The 20,416-nt window shown below is 64.7% G+C and carries 18 protein-coding genes; 13 read left to right on the top strand and 5 right to left on the bottom strand.

All coding sequences use genetic code 11. The annotated features are described in order from the left end of the window. The first annotated feature begins 5 nt into the window (after positions 1–5). Together ISP20_RS07780 and nth are read left to right on the top strand one after the other, a co-directional pair. On the top strand, positions 6–614 hold the full coding sequence (locus ISP20_RS07780; RefSeq protein ID WP_204635476.1) for an RnfABCDGE type electron transport complex subunit B: 609 nt from the start codon (positions 6–8) through the stop codon (positions 612–614). Further along, complete coding sequence (nth, locus tag ISP20_RS07775; RefSeq protein WP_204635475.1) at positions 611–1,246, top strand: endonuclease III; 636 nt, start codon at positions 611–613, stop codon at positions 1,244–1,246. Before ISP20_RS07780 ends, nth begins: the two co-directional genes overlap by 4 nt. A gap of 187 nt (positions 1,247–1,433) precedes the next feature. On the opposite strand, the gene ISP20_RS07770 is transcribed toward nth, so the two are convergent. Continuing rightward, positions 1,434–1,574, bottom strand: coding sequence for a hypothetical protein (locus ISP20_RS07770; protein ID WP_204635474.1), 141 nt, complete (start codon positions 1,572–1,574; stop codon positions 1,434–1,436). Between the two features lie 211 nt (positions 1,575–1,785). Here ISP20_RS07770 and ISP20_RS07765 point away from each other — a divergent pair, with 211 nt between their 5' ends. The 6 genes from ISP20_RS07765 to ISP20_RS07740 all read left to right on the top strand — a co-directional run bounded on the left by ISP20_RS07765 (position 1,786) and on the right by ISP20_RS07740 (position 10,451). Then, positions 1,786–2,094, top strand: coding sequence for a hypothetical protein (locus ISP20_RS07765; RefSeq protein ID WP_204635473.1), 309 nt, complete (start codon positions 1,786–1,788; stop codon positions 2,092–2,094). Positions 2,095–2,338: 244 nt separating this feature from the next. Beyond that, entirely contained in the window at positions 2,339–3,004 is a 666-nt protein-coding gene (locus ISP20_RS07760) for a response regulator (RefSeq protein ID WP_109124949.1), read from the top strand. After that, a complete protein-coding gene (locus ISP20_RS07755) occupies positions 2,991–4,418 on the top strand; it encodes a sensor histidine kinase (RefSeq protein ID WP_338030976.1) in 1,428 nt (475 codons plus the stop codon). Before ISP20_RS07760 ends, ISP20_RS07755 begins: the two co-directional genes overlap by 14 nt. A gap of 139 nt (positions 4,419–4,557) precedes the next feature. Then, on the top strand, positions 4,558–7,797 hold the full coding sequence (locus tag ISP20_RS07750; RefSeq protein ID WP_204635472.1) for an efflux RND transporter permease subunit: 3,240 nt from the start codon (positions 4,558–4,560) through the stop codon (positions 7,795–7,797). Then, positions 7,787–8,962, top strand: coding sequence for an efflux RND transporter periplasmic adaptor subunit (locus ISP20_RS07745; RefSeq protein ID WP_204635471.1), 1,176 nt, complete (start codon positions 7,787–7,789; stop codon positions 8,960–8,962). Before ISP20_RS07750 ends, ISP20_RS07745 begins: the two co-directional genes overlap by 11 nt. Positions 8,963–8,966: 4 nt before the next feature. Next, positions 8,967–10,451: an efflux transporter outer membrane subunit gene (locus ISP20_RS07740; protein WP_204635470.1), complete on the top strand. Its 1,485-nt coding sequence runs from the start codon at positions 8,967–8,969 to the stop codon at positions 10,449–10,451. 97 nt (positions 10,452–10,548) lie between these two features. Here ISP20_RS07740 and ISP20_RS07735 read toward each other — a convergent pair whose 3' ends face one another. From ISP20_RS07735 to ISP20_RS21580, 4 genes are all read right to left on the bottom strand, one after another. Further along, on the bottom strand, positions 10,549–12,060 hold the full coding sequence (locus ISP20_RS07735) for a SulP family inorganic anion transporter (RefSeq protein WP_204635912.1): 1,512 nt from the start codon (positions 12,058–12,060) through the stop codon (positions 10,549–10,551). A 12-nt stretch (positions 12,061–12,072) separates the two neighbouring features. Beyond that, on the bottom strand, positions 12,073–12,756 hold the full coding sequence (locus ISP20_RS07730) for a carbonic anhydrase (protein ID WP_204635469.1): 684 nt from the start codon (positions 12,754–12,756) through the stop codon (positions 12,073–12,075). Positions 12,757–12,969: 213 nt separating this feature from the next. Further along, positions 12,970–13,311: a hypothetical protein gene (locus ISP20_RS07725; protein ID WP_204635468.1), complete on the bottom strand. Its 342-nt coding sequence runs from the start codon at positions 13,309–13,311 to the stop codon at positions 12,970–12,972. Positions 13,312–13,523: 212 nt separating this feature from the next. Further along, the gene (locus ISP20_RS21580; protein ID WP_239535427.1) at positions 13,524–15,161 is read right to left on the bottom strand and encodes an efflux RND transporter periplasmic adaptor subunit; all 1,638 of its coding nucleotides are present in this window, start codon (positions 15,159–15,161) and stop codon (positions 13,524–13,526) included. Positions 15,162–15,377: 216 nt separating this feature from the next. Here ISP20_RS21580 and rnt point away from each other — a divergent pair, with 216 nt between their 5' ends. The 5 genes from rnt to pstB all read left to right on the top strand — a co-directional run bounded on the left by rnt (position 15,378) and on the right by pstB (position 20,361). After that, complete coding sequence (gene rnt / locus ISP20_RS07715; RefSeq protein ID WP_204635467.1) at positions 15,378–16,037, top strand: ribonuclease T; 660 nt, start codon at positions 15,378–15,380, stop codon at positions 16,035–16,037. A 408-nt stretch (positions 16,038–16,445) separates the two neighbouring features. After that, positions 16,446–17,477: a phosphate ABC transporter substrate-binding protein PstS gene (pstS, locus tag ISP20_RS07710; RefSeq protein WP_425490805.1), complete on the top strand. Its 1,032-nt coding sequence runs from the start codon at positions 16,446–16,448 to the stop codon at positions 17,475–17,477. Positions 17,478–17,658: 181 nt separating this feature from the next. After that, complete coding sequence (gene pstC, locus ISP20_RS07705) at positions 17,659–18,678, top strand: phosphate ABC transporter permease subunit PstC (RefSeq protein WP_204635466.1); 1,020 nt, start codon at positions 17,659–17,661, stop codon at positions 18,676–18,678. After that, entirely contained in the window at positions 18,678–19,553 is an 876-nt protein-coding gene (pstA, locus tag ISP20_RS07700) for a phosphate ABC transporter permease PstA (protein WP_204635465.1), read from the top strand. The genes pstC and pstA overlap by 1 nt, the downstream gene beginning before the upstream one ends. Beyond that, positions 19,546–20,361, top strand: coding sequence for a phosphate ABC transporter ATP-binding protein PstB (gene pstB, locus ISP20_RS07695; RefSeq protein WP_204635464.1), 816 nt, complete (start codon positions 19,546–19,548; stop codon positions 20,359–20,361). The genes pstA and pstB overlap by 8 nt, the downstream gene beginning before the upstream one ends. The last annotated feature ends 55 nt before the right edge of the window (positions 20,362–20,416 follow it).

Genomic DNA, 20,416 nt, shown 5'->3' with positions numbered 1-20,416 from the left:
CCGCCATGTCGCTGGTCGACCGCATCGACGCACTGTTGCCGCAAACGCAATGCGAGCAATGCGGTTACCACGGCTGCCGTCCGTATGCGGCAGCGATCGCCAGCGGCGAGGCGAAGATCAATCAATGCCCGCCGGGCGGAGCCGCGGGCATCGCCCGGCTCGCTGCACTGCTGGATGTTCCCCTGCTGCCACTCGATCCGGAACACGGCATCGAGAAGCCGCGCACGCTCGCACGCATCGTCGAGGCCGATTGCATCGGCTGCACCAAGTGCATCCAGGCGTGCCCGGTGGATGCGATCGTGGGCGCATCCAAGCTCATGCATACGGTGATGAGCGACGACTGCACCGGTTGCGAACTGTGCGTGCCCGCCTGCCCGGTCGATTGCATCGCGCTCGAACCGATGCCGCTGACGCAGGTGGACGACCCGATGCATGCCGATGAAGCGCGCACGCATTTTCAACGTCGCGAGGCGCGGCTGATGCGCGAGCACGCGCGACGCGAAGCCGAGCTGGCCGCGCGCAAGGCGGAAGTGGCAGCGACAACGACGCCGACCAACCCGGTGCTGGCGGCACTCGCCCGGGCCAAGGCCAAACAGCAAGGAAAGCCCCAGTGAAGAAAGCCGACGTCGTCGAGCTGTTCACCCGCCTGCGCGAACTCGATCCGCATCCCACCACCGAACTCACCTACACCACGCCGTTCGAGCTGCTGGTCGCCGTGGTGCTATCGGCGCAGGCCACCGACGTGGGCGTGAACAAGGCAACCAAGAAACTCTATCCCGTCGCCAACACGCCGCAGGCGATCCTCAAGCTGGGCGAAGAGAAGCTCAAGAAGTACATCAGCACCATCGGCCTGTTCAACGGCAAGGCGAAGAATGTGATCGCACTGTCGCGCATCCTGGTGGAGCAGTACGACGGCGAGGTGCCGCGCACCCGCGAGGCGTTGGAGGCGCTGCCCGGGGTAGGCCGCAAGACCGCCAACGTGGTGCTCAATACGGCCTTCGGGCAGCCCACCATCGCGGTGGATACGCACATCTTCCGCGTCTCCAACCGTACCGGGCTCGCTCCCGGCAAAGACGTCCGCGCGGTGGAAGACAAGCTGGAAAAAGTGGTGCCCGCCGAATTCAAGCAGGACGCTCACCACTGGCTGATCCTGCATGGCCGCTATGTGTGCAAGGCGCGCAAACCCGATTGTCCACAATGCGTGATCCGCGACCTGTGTCGCTACAAGGACAAGACGGCGGCCTGAACGCGGCTCGCATGCCGCGTGCGACAACACGTCAATCTTGTGTGAGCACCGTTGTGCGCGACGGATCGATTGCCTGAGGCACGTCGCGCACAAGTGCGCTCCCACACGCGCGGGTTTCGTCGGTTACAGCGGCAACGACTTTGCGTCAGTCCCATGCAAGCGCAGCTCGGCAACGATGACGCAATCATCACGTCGCGGCTTTGCGTTCTCTCCATCGCATCGACGCATCCGATGCATCGACCATTCGTTTCTCGCGCAACCACTGCATCAGGTCGCGCTGGCGACGATGCATTCGTGTCATCGCGTGGACATGCAGCACTTCGATCACGGTCGACCACTTGTCACGGACAAGCGGCGCTTCTTGCAGTCCCCCTCGAGTTGCGCACGAAACAGCTGTTACTAGTGGCCTATACCGTCTGGCGAATCTCGCAAAACCTAACGAATTCCTCAGCGTTTCGTGCAAGTTCCTCAAGCTTGGCGAACGCCGCGGACCTAACGTTGAACCTCCCCCGGACCACTCCCCGTTAGGAGACCTCACCATGAAGCGCATGATTCTCACCGCTGCCGTGGCTGCATTTGGATTCGCATGCATCGGCTCCGCCCACGCTGCCGTCGAAAGCTACATCGTCGACATGAACGGTTATGCCGTGATTGGTTTCGTTGGAAACACTCCCGCCGACTTCGCACGCGCCCAGCAAAAGGCGGACAGTTGGGAAACGCAGCGTCACCTGATGCTCAAGCCCCAATCGATCAAGGCCGTAGCCATCGACCAGTCGCAGGGCGTCGCCCTCGACCAGACCCAGTTGCGCAATGCCATCGTGCAGGCTGCGCTTGCCAAGACGCCTTAAACACGCGCCATTCACGTTTTTGACGACGCCACTGGCGCCGAAACAGGAAGGAAGACGGCGGGCGAGCAGGTCCGCCGCTTTCTTTTTTGCGTAGGCGATTGACGTCGCACGCCTCGCTTGCCAACGTGATACCCGGCCGGCCCGCAGGGGTCGGCAAAAGATCCGCAAAAGGTAGATGACGGATCATGGACCGGGGCACCGGCCTGAACCGTGCCTTCGCCGAGTCCGACACGGGTGCCATGGCATGCATATTCTGCTGGTCGAAGACGATGCCGAACTGGGCGGTGCGATCAAGCACGCGCTCGAGCATCAATCCTATGCCGTGACCTGGCTGCGCGACGGGCGCGAGGCGATGGAGGCGTTGCGCGGCGATCCGGTGGACCTGGTGCTGCTCGACCTGGGCCTGCCCGGCAAGGACGGCCTCGAAGTGCTCGCCGAGGCCCGCCGCTCCGGCGTGAAGACGCCCGTCCTGGTAATGACGGCCCGCGATGCGCTCGAGATGCGCATCCGTGGACTGGACCTGGGCGCCGACGATTATCTGGTGAAGCCGTTCCATCTCGGCGAGCTGGCGGCGCGTATTCGCTCGCTGACCCGCCGTACCCAAGGCCTTGCCGACAATCTCGTGGAAGTGGGCGGCCTGCGTCTCAACCTGGCCACGGCCGAGGTCGAGTTTCGCGGCGAACGGGTCACCCTCACGCGCCGCGAATTCGCCCTGCTGCGCGTGTTGATGGAGCGCGCCGGCCGCATCGTGCGCCGCGAGGCGCTGGAAAATTCGGTGTACGGCCTGGACACGATAGTGGAACGCAACGCCATCGAAGTGCAGGTGCACTGGCTGCGCCGCAAGCTGAGTCCCGAGGTGATCCACACCGTACGCGGCATCGGCTACATGATTCCCCGTGAACCGCAATGACCTGTCCCGCATGAGCATCGGCCTGCGCCCCGCCAGTCTCCGCACGCGCCTGACCTGGCTGATCATCGCCGTGATGGTGGCCGTGCTGATTCCGTTGGGATGGATCAGCTATCGGCGCGAATTGCGCGAGATGAACGAGCTGCTCGACGGTCGTCTCGCCCAGGCGGGGCGCACGCTCGGCACCCTGATCGCGCATGGCCAGCTGCCTCTGCACGACGCGGACCTGCCGTCGATCACGCAAAGCGCGGATCGCCATCATCATGGCGTGGTGGTTTCCGTGCACCCGCACAACTATGAGCCCGAGGTCGGTTTCCAGGCCTACGATCCCCAGGGCGAGGTGATCGCTGCCACCTCCAATTTTGCCGACTTGCCTCCGCCGACCAGCGAAGAGCGCGGCTTTCGCGACATCGAACGCGAGGGCAAGCGATGGCGCACGTTCACGCTGCAGAATCGCGCCAACCTGGTGATCCGCATCGGCGAGCAATCCGACAATCGCGTCGACATCGCCCGCGGCTTGGTCATTGAGCACACGCTGCCGCTGCTGATCGGCCTGCCGCTGCTTGCGCTGCTGGTGAGTCTTGCCGTGAAACGCGGCCTGCGCCCGGTGGCCGTGCTCACCGAGATGCTCGACCGCCGCACGCCGGGAAGCCGCAAACCGATGCCTGCCGATGTGGCGCCCGGCGAGATCAAGCCGCTGATCGTGGCGTTGAACCAGCAACTGGAGCGCCTGGAAGATGCGCTCGACCGCGAGCATCGCTTCGCCACCGATGTCGCGCACGAACTGCGAACGCCGCTGGCCGCGACCATGATCCATCTCGAGAGCGCCATGATCGCGGACGATCCCGGCGAAGTGGAATTCACCGTGCGCCACGCGCAGCAGAGCATGGCGCGACTGGGGCGGCGCATCGAACAAATCCTGGCGATGGCGCGACTGGAGGCGGGAGCCGCCTCGCAGCAGCGCACGCCGATGGACCTGATCCGCATCGCCACCGAAGTGATCGAGGAGCTGGCGCCGCTGATCGTGGAAAAGGATATCGCGGTCGGCCTGTCGCACGACGAAGACAGCATGGTCGTGCTTGGCCATGAGGTGGCGCTCACGGCGATGTTCCGCAACCTGATCGAGAACGCCTTGCGCTATACGGAAAGCGAAGGCCAGGTGGATGTTTCCGTTCGCCGGGAAGGTGGGCACGCCATCGTCGACATCTGCGACAACGGCCCGGGCATTCCCGAGGATCGCAGGCAGGCGGTGTTTCAGCGCTTCCATCGCGAGGTGGAGAGCGCGACGCGAGGGTACGGCCTGGGCTTGAGCATCGTGCAGCGGGCGATCGAGTTGCATGAGGCGTCGATCGAGCTGCTGGAATCGCCGTCGGGGCGGGGGCTGCTGGTGCGCATCCGGCTGGCGGCAAACGGCTAGCGGCTCGCGCTTCTGCCCGTCATTCCGGCCTGCGCCGGAATGACGGGCAAAAACCAATACGGCGCCCCAAAAGGTTCCCACAAGACTCCCTTGCCATCATGGCAAGCATCGGGTCCCGAGCCCTCATGCTGCGACGCCAATGCTTGGTCTTGTCCGAATCGCTCTGTCACGACCGCTGACCTTCATCGTGTTGGCCGTGCTTATCCTTATCGCCGGTCCCCTGGCGGCCTTTCGCACGCCCACCGACATCTTCCCGAACATCGGCATTCCGGTGATCAGCGTGGTGTGGAGCTACAACGGCCTGCCGCCCGACCAGATGTCCGGCCGCGTGGTCTATTACTACGAACGCCAGCTCAGCACCTCGGTCAACAATATCGAGCACATCGAATCGCAGTCGCTGCCCGGCATGGGCATCGTCAAGATCTTCTTCCAGCCCGGCGTGGATATCCGCACCGCCACGGCGCAGGTCACCTCGATCTCGCAGACGGTGCTCAAGCAGATGCCACCCGGCATCACGCCGCCGCTGATCCTCAACTACAACGCCTCGACCGTGCCGATCCTGCAGATGGCGTTGTCGAGCACCAGCATGTCCGAGGCGAAGATCCTCGATCAGGGCCTCAATGTGATGCGCCCCATGCTCACCTCGGTGCCCGGCGTCGCGGTGCCCACGCCCTACGGTGGCGCCGCGCGCCAGGTCACGCTGGATCTCGATCCGCGCGCGCTCGCGGCAAATGGTTTGTCGGCGCAGGACGTGAGCAATGCACTGGCGGCGCAGAACCAGATCATCCCGGTGGGCACGGCGAAGATCGGCACCTACGAATATCACGTGCAACTCAACAACAGCCCCGAGGCCGTGGACGAACTCAACCAGTTGCCGGTGAAGACCGTGCGCGGTGCCACCATCACCATCGGCGACGTGGCGCATGTGCGTGACGGTGCCGCGCCGCAAACCAACGTGGTGCGTGTGGACGGCAAGCGCGCGGTGCTGATGCCGGCGCTGAAGGTCGGCGAGGCATCGACGCTGGCCGTGGTGTCCGGCATCAAGCAACTGATGCCGCGGGTGCTGGAATCGCTGCCGTCCAGCCTCAAGGTCTCGCTGCTCAGCGATCAGTCGACCTTCGTGAAGTCGGCCATCTCGTCGGTGGCGCGCGAGGGCATCATCGCGGCCTTGCTGACCTCGGTGATGATCCTGATCTTCCTGGGCAGTTGGCGCTCCACGGTGATCATCGCGATATCGATTCCGCTCGCCATCCTCTCGGCCATCGCCCTGCTCTCGGCCACCGGGCAAACCCTCAACGTGATGACGCTGGGCGGCCTGGCCCTGGCCGTGGGCATCCTGGTCGATGACGCCACGGTGACCATCGAGAACATCAACTGGCATCTCGAACAGGGCAAGGACGTGCACACGGCGATCATGGACGGCGCCAGGCAAATCGTGACGCCCGCCTTCGTGTCCCTGCTGTGCATCTGCATCGTGTTCGTGCCGATGTTCCTGCTCGACGGTATCGCGGGCTTCCTGTTCCGCCCGATGGCCCTGGCGGTGATCTTCGCCATGGCGTCCTCGTTCCTGCTGTCGCGCACGCTGGTGCCGACCATGGCGATGCTCCTGCTCAAGCCGCATCACACGGAGAAGGGCCCTGGCGATCATCCGGAGGACGCCTACCTCAACCATCACGAGGGCGACCAGCCGGCCCGCCGCAAGCGCAGCGCGCTCGTGGCGGCGGCAGTGACCTTCCAGCAGCGCTTCGAGCATCGCTTTGCGCAGGTGCGCGATGCCTACCACGCCATGCTTGTCGTAGCACTCACGCATCGTCGCCGCTTCGTCACCGGTTTTCTTGCCTTCGTGCTTGCCTCGTTCGCGCTGGTGCCGCTGCTGGGCCGTGACTTTTTCCCCGAGGTGGATGCGGGCGCCATCGCCCTGCATGTGCGTGCGCCGATGGGCACCCGCGTGGAGGAAACCGCGGCCGAGTTCGATCGCATCGAGCAGGCCATCCGCCGGGTCATTCCGCCCTCGCAACTGGACACGGTGATCGACAACATCGGCCTGCCCTTGTCCGGCGTGAACATGGTCTACAGCGCCAGCGGCACCATCGGCCCGCAGGATGGCGACATCCAGGTCGAGCTGAAGGAAGACCATGCGCCCACCGCCGATTTCGTGCGAGAGTTGCGCGCACGCCTGCCGCGCGAGTTTCCCGGCACGCAGTTCGCTTTCCTGCCCGCGGACATGAGCTCGCAGATCCTCAATTTCGGCGCGCCGGCGCCCCTGGACGTCTCCATCGCGGGCCGCGACCTGAAGGCCAACGAGGCGTACGCCACCGCGATCATGAAGCGCCTGCGCGAGGTACCCGGCATCGCCGACGTGCGCCTGCAGCAGAGCACCAGCTATCCGCAGCTCAACGTGACGGTGGATCGCACGCGCGCCGACCGCATGGGCGTGACCGAGCGCGACGTCACCAACAGCATGGTCGCCTCGCTGGCCGGCAGCTCGCAGGTGGCGCCCACGTTCTGGCTCAACCCCAAGAACGGCGTGTCCTACCCCATCGTGGCCGCCACCCCGCAATACAAGCTGGACAGCATGGCCGACATCGCCAGCTTGCCGGTGACGCCGGCCAGCAAGGGCGCCAGCCAGGTGCTGGGGGGCATTGCATCGTTCACCCGCGTGCCGAGCGCAGCCGTGGTATCGCACTACAACATCCTACCGTCGTTCGACATCTATGCAGCCGTGCAGGATCGCGACCTTGGCGCGGTCTCCAGCGATGTGCAGAAGGTGCTCGATCAATTCGCCGCCTCGCGCCCCAAGGGCACGCTGGTGAGCCTGCACGGCCAGGCGGGCACGATGAACGAGGCCTTCGGCGGACTGATCTTCGGCCTGGTCGGCGCGATCGTATTGATCTATCTGTTGATCGTGGTGAATTTCCAGTCGTGGCTCGATCCGTTCGTGATCATCACCGCCCTGCCCGCCGCGCTCGCCGGCATCGTGTGGATGTTGTTCCTCTCGCACACCACGCTGTCCGTGCCCGCGCTCACCGGCGCCATCATGTGCATGGGCGTGGCCACCGCGAATTCGATCCTGGTGGTGAGCTTCTGCCGCGAGCGGCTGGCCGAACATGGCGATGCGGTGAAGGCCGCGCTCGAAGCGGGCTTCACGCGTTTCCGCCCGGTCTGCATGACCGCGCTGGCGATGATCATCGGCATGCTGCCGATGGCGCTGGCGCACGAACAGAACTCGCCGCTGGGCCGTGCCGTGATCGGCGGCCTGCTGTTTGCCACCTTCGCCACCCTGCTGTTCGTGCCGGTGATCTTCAGCATCGTGCACGGTCGCGAGCACGCACACACCGCATCCGATTCCGCTTCCGGAGAACCTGTCCATGTCGCATGACGCCATCACCACCACGCGAACGCCGAGCCTCGGCCGTGCGGTGCGCATCGGCCTGGGGCTGGCGCTGCTCGCCACCATCGCGGGCATCTCGGTGCGCGCTTACGATTACCGGCGCGTGGTCCAATGGACCGACGCCCAGGTCACACCCAGCGTGCAGTTGATCGTGCCCGAGGCAGCTCATGGCCAGCAGAGCATGACGCTGCCCGGCCATCTGGACGCCTGGATCAGCGCACCCATCCATGCCCGCGTCAGCGGCTATCTGAAGAGCTGGAGCCGCGATATCGGCAGCCAGGTCGCGGCAGGCCAGTCGCTGGCGGAAATCGATACGCCGGAACTCGACCAGCAGTTCGAACAGGCCAAGGCCAGCCTGGCGCGCGCCCAGGCGAATGCGCGGCTGGCCGCACTCACCGACAAACGCTGGAAGAACCTGCTCGCCTCCAATTCCGTCTCCAAGCAGGAGGCCGATGAGAAAGCCGGCGAAGCGGAGGTGGCGCAGGCCAACGTGCTTGGCGCACAGGCGGAAGTGGACCGCATCGCCGCGCTCGAAGCGTTCAAGCACATCGCCGCGCCGTTCGCAGGCACGCTGACGGCGCGCAACACCGATATCGGCGATCTGATCAGCGCGAATGGCGAAGGCTCCGCCGCGCTCTTTACCGTCTCGGACACCACCCGCATGCGCCTGTACGTGGAAGTGCCGCAAGGCTACGCCGATGCGATCCGTCCGGACATGAGCGTGCAGTTGGATGTACCCGATCACCCGGGCGTGCGATTCACCGGCCATCTCATTGGCAACTCGGGTGCAGTGAACCCGGCATCCGGCTCGCTGCTGGCGCAATTCGAAGTGGACAATCCCAAGGGCGAGCTGCTGCCCGGTGCCTATGCCGAGGTACATCTGCCGATGGCCGCCGACCAGCATACGCTGACCGTACCGGCGACCACGCTGATCTTTCGCGCGCAAGGTCCGCAGGTCGCCGTGGTCGGCGCCGATCGCAGGATCGTGTTGCGCGACGTGCATATCGCGATGGATCTGGGCGATCGCCTGCGCATCGACCAGGGCTTGAAACCCGGCGACCGCGTGGTCAACCATCCATCGGACTCGCTGGCCCAGGGCGACACCGTGCAGATCGCACGCGCGGATGGCGACGGTGCGAGCCGGGCGGAGTGAAGCCATGATACGCAAGCGCGCCGTTCTCCGTTCATTGCTGCCACTGGCCCTGGTGAGCGTGCTGCCGGCATGCTCGCTCGCGCCTGCCTACAAGACGCCAGCGGTGGGTGCGCTGCCGGAACACTACGCCGGGCAAACGGCCAACGGCCTATGGTCGCCGGCGCATCCGGCCGACATGGCCACGCGCGGCCCGTGGTGGTCGGTGTACGCCAACCCCACGCTTGATCGCCTGGAGCAGCAACTCGACGCCTCCAATCCCAGCCTCGCCGTGTCCCTGGCGCGTTACGACGCCGCGCGCGCCTTGCTCGGTGAAACACGTTCGAATCTCTACCCCTCGCTGGGTGTGGATGCCAGCGACTCGCGCAACCGCCAGTCGAACAACCGTCCGTTGCGCGGCAGCGGCCAGCCAAACGAATACAGCGCGGAGAACTTCAGCTTCGGCCTCGGCTACGAACTGGATCTCTGGGGCCGCGTACGCAATGAAGTCGCCGCGGGCCAGGCGAATGCGACGGCGGCGCAGGCCGATCTCGCCTCGGTGAAGCTCAGCCTCGAAGCGCAACTGGCCGATCTCTACATCACCCTGCGCGGCTACGACGTGCAGGAGCGCATCCTCAAGGACACGCTGGATGCGTACCAGCAAGGACTCGATCTCACCCAGCGTCGCTTCCAGGGTGGCGTAGCGTCCGGCCTGGACGTAAGCCGTGCGAAGACACAGCTGTCCGATGCGCAGGCGCAAGTGTCCGAAGTGGAGGCGCAGCGCGCGCTGACCGAACATGCCATCGCCACGCTGGTGGGCGAATCGGCATCGCGCTTCACGTTGCCGGTGGACAACGCCGCGATGAACGTGCCCGCCATTCCGCTGGGTGTGCCTTCGCAGCTGCTGGAACGTCGCCCCGACATCGCAGCTGCCGAGCGACGCGTGTTTGCCGCCAATGCCGAGATCGGCGTGGCGCGCGCAGCGTTCTTTCCGCGGCTCAGCCTTTCCGCGGCGCTGGGTTGGCAGGACACCGGCATGGGCAATCTGCTCAGCGCCGGCAACCGTTACTGGGCGCTGGGGCCGGATCTGGCGATGACGCTGTTCGATGGAGGGCTGCGGCGCTCCAAGGTGCAGGCGGCGCAGGCGAACCTGGATGCATCGGCCGGCCTCTATCGCGGCGTGGTGCTCGATGCGTTTCAACAAGTGGAAGACAACCTTACCCTGCTGCAGCAGCTCGGCAAGGAAGCACACCAGCAAGACGACGCTGCCAGCGCCGCTCGCGATTCGCAGACCATCGCGACCAATCGCTATCGCGAAGGCGCGGTGAACTATCTCGATGTGGTCAGCGCACAGACGGCCGAACTGCAGGCCGAACGCAGCGCCGAACAAGTGCGCACGCGACGTCTGGAGGCGAGCGTGAACCTGATCCGTGCACTCGGCGGCGGTTGGCAATCCGCCCAGCTGTCGACCACCGCCAACGCGATGGCCGACAGCACGACCCAGGCCCGCTGACGCAAACGGTACCTACTCCGCCGCGACCGCCCGGGGACCCAAGGAGCCCTCCCACAGAGAGGGGGAGGCAAGAGGGCTCCTATGATGACGAGCGAGCCTATGCCGCTCGTCGCACACCCTCGACACGCAAGTTGAGCTGCTGCCAGTCCACAATCAGCTCACAGCCGCGTGCCGAAGCGTTCCTGCTCCATTCGCGCAGCAATTCCAGACAGGCCTGGTCGACGTGATGCAAGCGGTCAACCTGAAGCTGCAGGCGCGTGTTCGGCGGCACGCTTTCCAGCGTGCGCGCCACCGAAGGCACCCGCAGGAACGTCGCCGAACCTTCCATGCGCAACGACACCGTGCCCGGTTCGTCGTGGTGATGCAGGCCCACCTTCAATCGCGACGAATGCAAGGCCAGACGGAACAGCGACAAGGCGAAACCGATCAACACGCCAGCCAGCAGGTCGGTGGCGACGATGGCCACGGTGGTGCCCACGTAGATCCAGGCGGTGCCCTTGCCGTACTGCGCCAGCGACGTCACCTGCTTGAAGTTCACCATCTTGATGCCGGTGTAGACCAGGATGCCCGCCAGGCAGGCTACCGGCGTCATGCGCATCAACCATGGCAGCAGCAAGGCAAACACCAGCAGCCAGCTGCCGTGCATGATGGTGGCCATGCGCGTGGCCGAACCGGCCTGCACATTGGCGGCGCTGCGCACGATCACACCGGTCATCGGCAGCGCTCCGAACAGGCCGCAGATGGTGTTGCCGATGCCTTGCGCGGTGAGCTCGCGATCGTATCTGGTACGCACGCCGTCATGCATGCGATCCACCGCAGCGGCGGACAACAGTGTCTCGGCACTCGCAATGAAGGCGAAGGTGAGCGCGGCGATCAGCAGCGAAGGCTCCAGCAGGCTCGAAAGACTGCTCAGGGTCGGCATCGAGATCGTCGCCAGCAGGTTCGATGGCACGTCCACGGTCTTTACCGGGAGCCCGCCGAACTGCACGATCGCCGTCAACGAAACCACCGCCAGCAACGCACCGGGCACGAAACGCAGCGTGGCCGGACGCAGCTTTTCCCAGCCCAGCATGATGGCGATGGTGGCCACGCCGATGCCCAGCGCCGTCATGCTGCCCGCATTGCCCTGCACCGCATCGATCAATGCACCCGGCAGCGCCGCGAAGTTTTCCAGGCCGCGCGCCTTCGGCAACGCATCCATCAGCACATGCAACTGCGAGGCAACAATCAGCACGCCGATACCGGACAACATGCCCGCCACCACCGCCGGCGAACACATGCGGAACCACACGCCGACACGGCAAAGGCCCGCCGCGATCTGGATCAGTCCCGCCAGCAGTACGACCGGACCCAGCGCCATCACGCCATGCTCGCGCACCAGTTCGAACACCAGCACGGCCAAGCCCGCGGCCGGACCGCTCACCTGCAGCGGCGAACCGGCGACGGCGCCGACGATGATGCCGCCGACGATGCCGGTGATGAGTCCCGCGGCCGGCGGCATGCCCGACGCGATGGCGATACCCATGCACAACGGCAGCGCCACCAGGAACACCACGATCGAACCGAGCAGGTCGCGGCCGAACAGTCCTTGTTTGAAATATTGACTGATCACGACGTGTCCTCAAGCAGCCGACTGGGTAGGCAACGAGAAGCGCGCATGCGGCGTCGCTTCCGGAAAATCCGCATTGCCCGGTTCGATCTGCACGAAGCGACCGTGTTGTGCATCGAACGCCTTCAAATCGGCGTGCTCGATGTCGTAGACCCAACCGTGGATGCGCAGCTGGCCGCTTGCTAATGCAGCGGCGACGGTGGGCAGCGTGCGCAGATGCTCCAGCTGGCCCACCACGTTCTCTTCGGTGAGGCGACGCAAGCCTTCCAGACCCGACAGGCCCGGGCCGTTCTGATCGACCACACAACGCGCGACGTCCGCGTGCTTCATCCACGCCGCCACCGACGGCATGTCCTGCACCAGCTCGGGATGCTGCAGCGCCTTCATCGCGCCGCAGTCGGAATGGCCGCAGATCACGATGTGACGGACCTTGAGCACCTTCACCGCATATTCGATGGCGGCCACCACGCCGCTCACGTGTTGCGCATACGGCGGCACGATGTTGCCGATATTGCGATACACGAACAGCTCGCCCGGTTGTGCACAGAACATCAGCTCGGGCATCACGCGCGAGTCGGCGCAGGTGATGAACATGGTGCTGGGGTTCTGCCCCGCCGCCAGCTTGCGAAACACTTCGCGCTGCGCGGGGAAAACGTCATTGCGGAACTGTTCGAAACCTTCGATCAAACGCTTCATGCGAATACTCCAGACAAAATGGGGCAATCACGCCCACGACGCAACGCGCGCCGGGCAAGGGACGTGACGAGGGAAAAGGAACGGATGGCCAGCACCGCGCAGGCACGCAAAGCGCGCCACACCGGCGGATCAATTTACTGACGGGACCATCGGAGGCGGCCGGCCCGAAGGCATGCACGCAAGGAAAACGCGCGCCGCTTCAGCGGCCGCGGATCAGGCGAGTTCGGGCGGCCGTAGCAGCCGCGCGGGGTCGTGCAGGCTCAGCTCGCCGTGGAGCGAGCGCGGCGCCTGATGGGGCATGGGCTCCCAGCGGTGCGCCAGGTCGAACGGATGGAGGATGTCGTCCATGCCGCTGCCGGTGTTGTCTTCCAGCGAACCGTTGCTGCTGTCATCGGCAGCGAGATCATCCGCCGCCATCTGCATCGCCATCGCTTTGCCGCCCGGCGATGCGGGCGACAGTTGCACCGGACGCATGGGCGTGCCGACCAGCAGAAGCAGGCCGAACAAACACGCCAGGAACGCGGCGAAACGGGAGCGGTGGAGACGCGAAGTCATGCCGTGAAGTTATCGGAAAGCACATGACCATCGCAAGACCTTGCGAGAATTCCGTGTCACATTTTCTGACATGCGCCGGTAAACATTCATCATGCCGATGCGTTGTCGCCGCGCAAAAGCATGCATCGGAAAAAAGAAAACGGCGGGCCTGCGCCCGCCGTTTTTCCATCCCTGGGTAGAACTCCGTTGCGATAGACGTGCCGTCGATCCGCTTAGAACGGGTAGTAGCGGAACGAGGTGAAGAACATGTTCTCGGTGGCCTTCGGCGAAGCCAGGCCGTTGGCGACCGGACCGCTGATGCCGTTGATGAAGCCCTGGCCCGGGAACGCTTCCTTCTGGGTGTAGGAGTACTGCGCACCGAACTGCATCTTGCCGAACTTGCCCTGGTAGAACTTCCACCAGAAGCCGGCCGTGCCCTGCCAGATTTCGCGAGCGTTGCCGACGCAGTTGCTGTTGCCGGCGATGTCGCAGCCGCTGTTGTTGTAAGCCGGGTTGCCGTAGCCGAGGGCCACGTTGCCCGCGTTGTAGGCGTTGAAATCCTTCTTGCTGGCAGCTTCGCGGCCACCGAACAGATAGATGTCCAGATCCGGGTTGGTGTGCCAGGTCAGGCCGGTCAGCATCATGTTCTCCTTGATCGGAGCGATGTTGCCGTTCGGGCTGAAGGTCACGTCGGAGAGCTGGGCGCTGCCGTAACGGCCGATGCCCTTGCCCGACATGCCGGAGAACTGCCAGTCGAGGGTCTTGTCGATCAGCGGCAGGATCACGCCCAGACCCCAGCCACCGCCGTAGGTGTTGTGGTTCTGGTAGCTGCCGTTGACGGCATAACGGTTGTAGAAGGCGCGGCCGAGACCGAACAGTTCGTAGTGACCGTAACCCGGGTCAGCCGCGAACTTCACGATCACGTCCGGGATGTGGTTGAGCGACAGCGTGTTGGCCGAGTCGAAACCCGAACCCGCGGTCATGTTGTAAGCCGTCTGCTGCACCGGCGCCTTGGCCTGGTTCGGGCTGGCGTAGAAGGTGGTCTGCGGGTTCTCCAGCGAGATACCCAGCCAGTATTCCTTGCCCCAATCCTTGACCAGGCGGATCTGCGCCTGACGTGCCCAGGTGAAGCCCGGGATGTACTGCGCGTCGATCTGCGGCGGCATCTGCTCGCCGCGCGGCGTGATGCCCTTGCTGTTGAGCGTCAGCAGCGACCAGTTCTGGCCGGCCAGCAGGTGCAGGCCCGAGTTGTCCCAGTCGGCGGTGGCGTAGACGTTGCGCATGCGCGGGTTGAACGAGTTGGACTCGTTCGAGTTCGCGGTCTGGGCGCCGCCCAGGAAGTCCATTTCGACGTAGCCGGCCAGATGCGTGTTCGGATCCACGTCACCCTGCACGAGCGCCGAGAGGCGGCTCTGGCGGGCGGTCATGCGGAACTCGTTCATGTGCGCGGTCTGCACGTTCTTGTACGGAATCGCGCTGTAGTTCGAGGCGATGTCCGCGCCTTCGTTGGCGGAACGGTAGATCGTTTCGGCGGCGAGGAAGCCACCCAGCGTGATGCTCACGCCCTTATAGGCCAGCTTGTCCTGCGACTTCTTCACCGTCGCGTCGGTCGAAGCGACCTGCTTCTGCACCTGCTCCACGGCCTGGCCGGTGGACACGTTGATATCGGACTGCGCGTCGGTGCGCTGTTCCAGTTCGACGACCTTGGCCTGCAGGGCCTGCAACTGGGCCTTCAGCGCCTCGATCTCGGCGTTCTGCGTCGACTGCGTGCTGCTGGTCTTGGAGCTCGCCCCGGCCGGATCGGCCATGACGTGGAAGCTGGTAACGCCCAAACCGGCAGCAATGGCCACCGCGAGCAACTTGGAACGCATGGAATATCTCCGCATGTAGGTAAAGAATCACCTGGACCGACCCCCTTCGATCTCTCCGGTCGTCCAAGCGCGATCGGAGCGGAGAATGGGCTTCGGGCTTTACCGTTACATGGACGTTATGTGACAGAACGGAGACATGCGTTCGCGCACGTACGGTCGCGGCCTGCCCGGCCTGCCTCGATCCGGGCCGGCGGCGCCGGCTGATATGCTTGGCGGATGGATAACCTCAACAACAGCATGGCTGGCCGCATGGTCGAGCGATTCCGAGGCTTTCTGCCGGTCATCGTGGACGTGGAAACCGGCGGTTTCGACGCCGAGCGCGATGCCCTGCTGGAGATCGCCGCTGTCATATTGCGGATGACGCCGGAGGGCTATCTGCAACCGATGCCGGCCGTATCGGCGCATGTCCACCCCTTCCCCGGCGCCAATATCGACCCGCGCGCGCTGGAGATCACCGGCATCGACCCGGACAACCCGTTGCGCGGCGCGCTGGACGAGCGCATCGCGCTGGACCACGTGTTCAAGCCGATCCGCGACGCCATGCGCGACATGGATTGCCAGCGCGCCGTGCTGGTGGGCCACAACGCCGCGTTCGACCTGGGCTTTCTCAATGCCGCGGTGCGCCGGGTGGGCCACAAGCGCAATCCGTTCCACCCCTTCAGCTGCTTCGACACCGCCACGCTGAGCGGCCTGGCCTTTGGCCAGACCGTGTTGAGCAAGGCCGTGCAGGCGGCGGGCATTCCGTTCGATACGCGCGAGGCGCATTCGGCCATTTACGATGCCGAGCGCACCGCCGAACTGTTTTGCACCATCGTCAATCGCTGGCGCCGGCTGGAAGAGTTCGAGCGCGACCAGATCGGCATCGAGTCGCTGTAATCACACTGGCAGCCTATTCAACGCTGGGGGCGACACCTCTCCTACCCGTCATTCCGGCGCAGGCCGGAATCCAGTAGCGGCAACGTTAGGTTTTCGCCAGGCCCCACAAGTGATCGGTTGTCGCGACAACCGTCCGCACTGCTACTGGATTCCGGCCTGCGCCGGAATGACGTGAGGGGTGTGGTGGCTAAGCAGGACTTCGGATGCTCTTCGGGAGGCGCCTTCCGGCCGGGGGCTTCCAAAAATCCCGCCATAGGCCATATCCAGATTCCCCTACCCATCAACGCTTTATGACAAATCCCCCGTCGCTGTCATATCACTGAAACATTGAACTCATTTCATTGCAACACGGCGCGCATGAAATAACGGCGGGCGGAATCCCCCGTGACCCTTACTGGAGCAACCGTGTTGATCTCAACCAAATCTCTGTCTCGCATCGGCACGACCGCTGTGTTCGCCGCGGCGTCGCTGTTTGCCATGGGCGCTCAGGCGACCGACATCACCGGCGCAGGCTCGAGCTTCGTGTATCCGGTGCTTTCGAAGTGGTCGGCGGCGTATGCCGAGAAAACCGGCAACAAGCTCAACTACCAGTCCGTCGGCTCGGGCGCCGGCGTGGCCCAGATCAAGGAAGGCACCATCGACTTCGGCGCCACCGATGCTCCGGTGAAGGCTGAAGACCTCGCCCAGTTCGGCCTGGGCCAGTTCCCGGTCGTGGTCGGCGGCATCGTGCCGGTGGTCAACATCCCGGGCGTGGAAGCCGGCCAGGTGAAGCTGGACGGCAACACCCTCGCCGACATCTTCCTCGGCAAGATCACCATGTGGAACGACCCGCGCATCGCTGCGATGAACGCCGGCGTCAACCTGCCCACCAAGAAGATCACCGTGGTGCATCGCTCGGATGGTTCGGGCACCTCGTTCAACTTCACCAACTACCTGTCCAAGGTCAGCACCGACTGGGCTGCCAAGGTGAAGTTCGGCACCGCCGTCGAATGGCCGACCGGCGTGGGCGGCAAGGGCAATGAAGGCGTGTCGCAGTACGTCAAGCAGATCGTCGGTTCGATCGGCTACGTCGAATACGCCTATGCGGTGAAGAACAAGATCAGCTGGGTGAACCTGAAGAACGCCGCCGGCCAGGTCGTTGCGCCGAGCGCCGATGCGTTCGCCGCCGCTGCTGCCACGGCCGACTGGGGCAGCGCCAAGGACTTCAACGTGATCATGACCAACGCCTCCGGTGCGCAGGCATGGCCGATCACCGCGACGACCTGGGTGGTGATGTACAAGAAGCCCAAGAACGCCGAGCACACCAAGGTGGCGTTCGAGTTCTTCAAGTGGGCGCTCGAGAATGGTCAGAAGGACGCCGCTTCGCTCGACTACGTCGCGCTGCCGGACACCCTGGTCAAGAAGATCGAGGCTTACTGGAGCACCGAGTACAAGCACTAAGGCGGGCGTCTCGCCGGTCACGCTACGGCAACCGGCAAGTCCTATCCTGATGGCTTGACTGCACGACAACGGCCGCCCGACTAACCTCGGGCGGCCTGTTGCTGAAAGGCGCCTGGAAGCGCCGTCCATCCCCCAGACGGCCACGGCCGTGCTGACCCGAATGCCGAGGAATCCTCCGCACATGCAAGCGACCGTAGGCGCCATCGCCTCCTCCGTGCCCCAGGAAGAGCGCGCACGTCGCGACGCCCGGCACGACCGCCTATTCGGCTGGCTGCTCAAGGGCTGCGCCCTGCTGGTGCTGGCCTGCCTGCTGGGCGCCGCCGGAGCCACCCTGTGGGGCGGCCGTCACGCGTTCGGTACGTTCGGCTGGCACTTCCTGGTCAGCGATGCCTGGGATCCGAGTACCGATACCTACGGCGCCCTCGTGCCGGTCTACGGCACCATCGCCACCTCGTTCATTGCGCTGCTGCTCGCCGTGCCGGTAAGTTTCGGCATCGCGCTCTATCTTTCCGAAGTGGCGCCGCCGTGGCTGCGTACGCCGGTAGCCTCCGCCATCGAACTGCTGGCCGGCATCCCGTCGATCATCTACGGCATGTGGGGCCTTTTCATCTTTGCCCCGTTCTTCTCCGATCACGTCAAGCCGTGGATGACCAACTACCTCGGCGACAAGCCGGACGACGGCAAGCTGTCGTGGGTGGCGCAGCACGTGCCCTTCGTTGGCAAGCTGTTCGGCAGCGATTACCCGTTTGGCGCCAGCATCCTCACCGCAGGCATCGTGCTGGCGGTGATGATCATCCCGTTCATCTCCTCGGTGATGCGCGAAGTGTTCCAGACCGTGCCGACGCGCCTGAAGGAATCGGCCTATGCGCTGGGTTCCAGCACCTGGGAAGTGTCGTGGGACATCGTGCTGCCGTACACGCGTTCGGCGGTGATCGGCGGCATCTTCCTCGGCCTGGGCCGCGCGCTCGGCGAAACGATGGCGGTGACCTTCGTGCTCGGCAACGCGATGAAGCTGTCGCCGTCGATCCTCGATCCGGGCGCATCGATCGCTTCCACCATCGCCAACCAGTTCAGCGAGGCCGCCGGCCTGCAGAAGTCCACCCTGATGGCGCTGGCCTTCCTGCTGTTCGTGGTGACCTTCATCGTGCTGCTGATCGCGCGCTGGATGCTGCGCCAGCTCGCTCATAAGGAGGGTCGCTGATGGCTACCGGTTCGAGTCTCTATACCCAGCGCCGCATCAAGAACATCATCGCGCTGTCGCTCAGCGTGGTGGCCACGCTGATCGGCCTGATCTTCCTGGCCTGGATCCTGTGGGAAACGCTGCGCCAGGGCATCGGTGCGCTGCGTCCGCAGCTGTTCACCAAGATCACCGCCTACGGCGAGGACGGCGGCCTGCTCAACGCCATGGTCGGCAGCCTGATGGTGAACATGATCGGCATCGTCATCGCCACGCCGATCGGCGTGCTCGCCGGCGCGTGGCTGGCCGAATACGCCAGCGGCACCAAGCTGGGCGAATCGATCCGCTTCCTCAACGACATCCTGCTGTCGGCGCCGTCGATCGTGCTGGGCCTGTTCGTCTACACCATCGTGGTGTTGCCGAGCACCTCGCTGACCAACGGTTCCACCACGTTCTCCGGTTGGGCCGGCGGCGTGGCCCTGGCCTTGATCGCCCTGCCCGTGATCGTGCGAACGTCGGATGAAATGCTGCGGCTGGTGCCGTCCACGCTGCGCGAGGCTTCACTGTCGTTGGGCATCCCGCAGTGGAAGCTGACCACGCAGATCCTGATCCGCGCCGCGCGCTCGGGCATCATCACCGGCGTGCTGCTGGCGCTGGCCCGCATCAGCGGCGAAACCGCGCCGCTGCTGTTCACCGCGTTCGGCAACAACTACCTGACCTTCAACCCGTCGGACAAGATGTCCAGCCTGCCGCAGGTGATCTACCAGTACGCCAACGATCCGGGCGAAGGCCTGCACGCCATCGCCTGGGCCGGTGCCTTCGTGCTCACCATGTTCGTGCTTTTGCTGAGTCTTGCTTCCCGTCTGGTCCTTTCTCGCAACAAGGTGTCCCATGACTGAGTCCGCCGCCGCCGGCATCCACCCGCAGTCCGCGGCCACGCACGCGCCGCTTGCGCCGACCAAGATCAAGGTGCGCGACCTGCACTTCTACTACAACGGCTTCCATGCGCTGAAAGGCATCAGCATGGACATCCCGGAGAAGAAGGTCACGGCCATCATCGGCCCGTCCGGTTGCGGCAAGTCCACGCTGCTGCGCATCTTCAACCGCATCTATGCGATCTACCCCAAGCTCGAGGCGAAGGGCGAGATCATCCTGGACGAGGAGAACATCCTCGACTCGCGCTACTCGATGAACCGCCTGCGCAGCAAGGTCGGCATGGTGTTCCAGAAGCCGGTGCCGTTCCCGATGACCATCTTCGAGAACGTGGCCTACGGCATCCGTCACCACGAGAAGCTGTCGCGCGCCGACATGGACATCCGCGTCGAACAGGCGCTGCGCAGCGCCGCGCTGTGGGACGAGGTGAAGGACAAGCTCAAGCAGAGCGCGCTGGGTCTTTCCGGCGGCCAGCAGCAGCGCCTGTGCATCGCTCGCGGTATCGCGTTGAAGCCCGAAGTGCTGCTGCTGGACGAACCCACCTCCGCGCTCGACCCGATCGCCACCGGCCGCATCGAGCAGCTGGTGGAAGAGCTCAAGAGCGAGTACACCATCGTCATCGTCACCCACAACATGCAGCAGGCGGCCCGCTGTTCGGACCTCACCGCGTTCATGTACCTGGGCGAGCTGATCGAATTCGACCGCACCGAACAGATCTTCACCAAGCCGGGCAAGAAGCAGACCGAGGATTACATTACGGGTCGCTTCGGTTAACCGATACGCCACTCCCTCTCCCTCCGGGGAGAGGGCTGGGGTGAGGGGTCACGGA

This window comes from Dyella kyungheensis, from assembly GCF_016905005.1.
Taxonomy (GTDB): domain Bacteria; phylum Pseudomonadota; class Gammaproteobacteria; order Xanthomonadales; family Rhodanobacteraceae; genus Dyella; species Dyella kyungheensis.
This window is presented reverse-complemented; position numbering and strand designations above follow the sequence as displayed.

Excerpts from the sequence above, each read along its gene's own strand:
- ISP20_RS07780 (WP_204635476.1), top strand. The coding sequence starts at position 6 with ATGTCGCTGGTCGACCGCATCGACGCACTGTTGCCGCAAACGCAATGC.
- ISP20_RS07765 (WP_204635473.1), top strand. The coding sequence starts at position 1,786 with ATGAAGCGCATGATTCTCACCGCTGCCGTGGCTGCATTTGGATTCGCA.
- ISP20_RS07760 (WP_109124949.1), top strand. The coding sequence starts at position 2,339 with ATGCATATTCTGCTGGTCGAAGACGATGCCGAACTGGGCGGTGCGATC.
- ISP20_RS07750 (WP_204635472.1), top strand. The coding sequence starts at position 4,558 with ATGCTTGGTCTTGTCCGAATCGCTCTGTCACGACCGCTGACCTTCATC.
- ISP20_RS07745 (WP_204635471.1), top strand. The coding sequence starts at position 7,787 with ATGTCGCATGACGCCATCACCACCACGCGAACGCCGAGCCTCGGCCGT.
- ISP20_RS07740 (WP_204635470.1), top strand. The coding sequence starts at position 8,967 with ATGATACGCAAGCGCGCCGTTCTCCGTTCATTGCTGCCACTGGCCCTG.
- ISP20_RS07730 (WP_204635469.1), bottom strand. The coding sequence starts at position 12,756 with ATGAAGCGTTTGATCGAAGGTTTCGAACAGTTCCGCAATGACGTTTTC.
- ISP20_RS07725 (WP_204635468.1), bottom strand. The coding sequence starts at position 13,311 with ATGACTTCGCGTCTCCACCGCTCCCGTTTCGCCGCGTTCCTGGCGTGT.
- ISP20_RS21580 (WP_239535427.1), bottom strand. The coding sequence starts at position 15,161 with ATGCGTTCCAAGTTGCTCGCGGTGGCCATTGCTGCCGGTTTGGGCGTT.
- rnt (WP_204635467.1), top strand. The coding sequence starts at position 15,378 with ATGGATAACCTCAACAACAGCATGGCTGGCCGCATGGTCGAGCGATTC.
- pstC (WP_204635466.1), top strand. The coding sequence starts at position 17,659 with ATGCAAGCGACCGTAGGCGCCATCGCCTCCTCCGTGCCCCAGGAAGAG.
- pstA (WP_204635465.1), top strand. The coding sequence starts at position 18,678 with ATGGCTACCGGTTCGAGTCTCTATACCCAGCGCCGCATCAAGAACATC.
- pstB (WP_204635464.1), top strand. The coding sequence starts at position 19,546 with ATGACTGAGTCCGCCGCCGCCGGCATCCACCCGCAGTCCGCGGCCACG.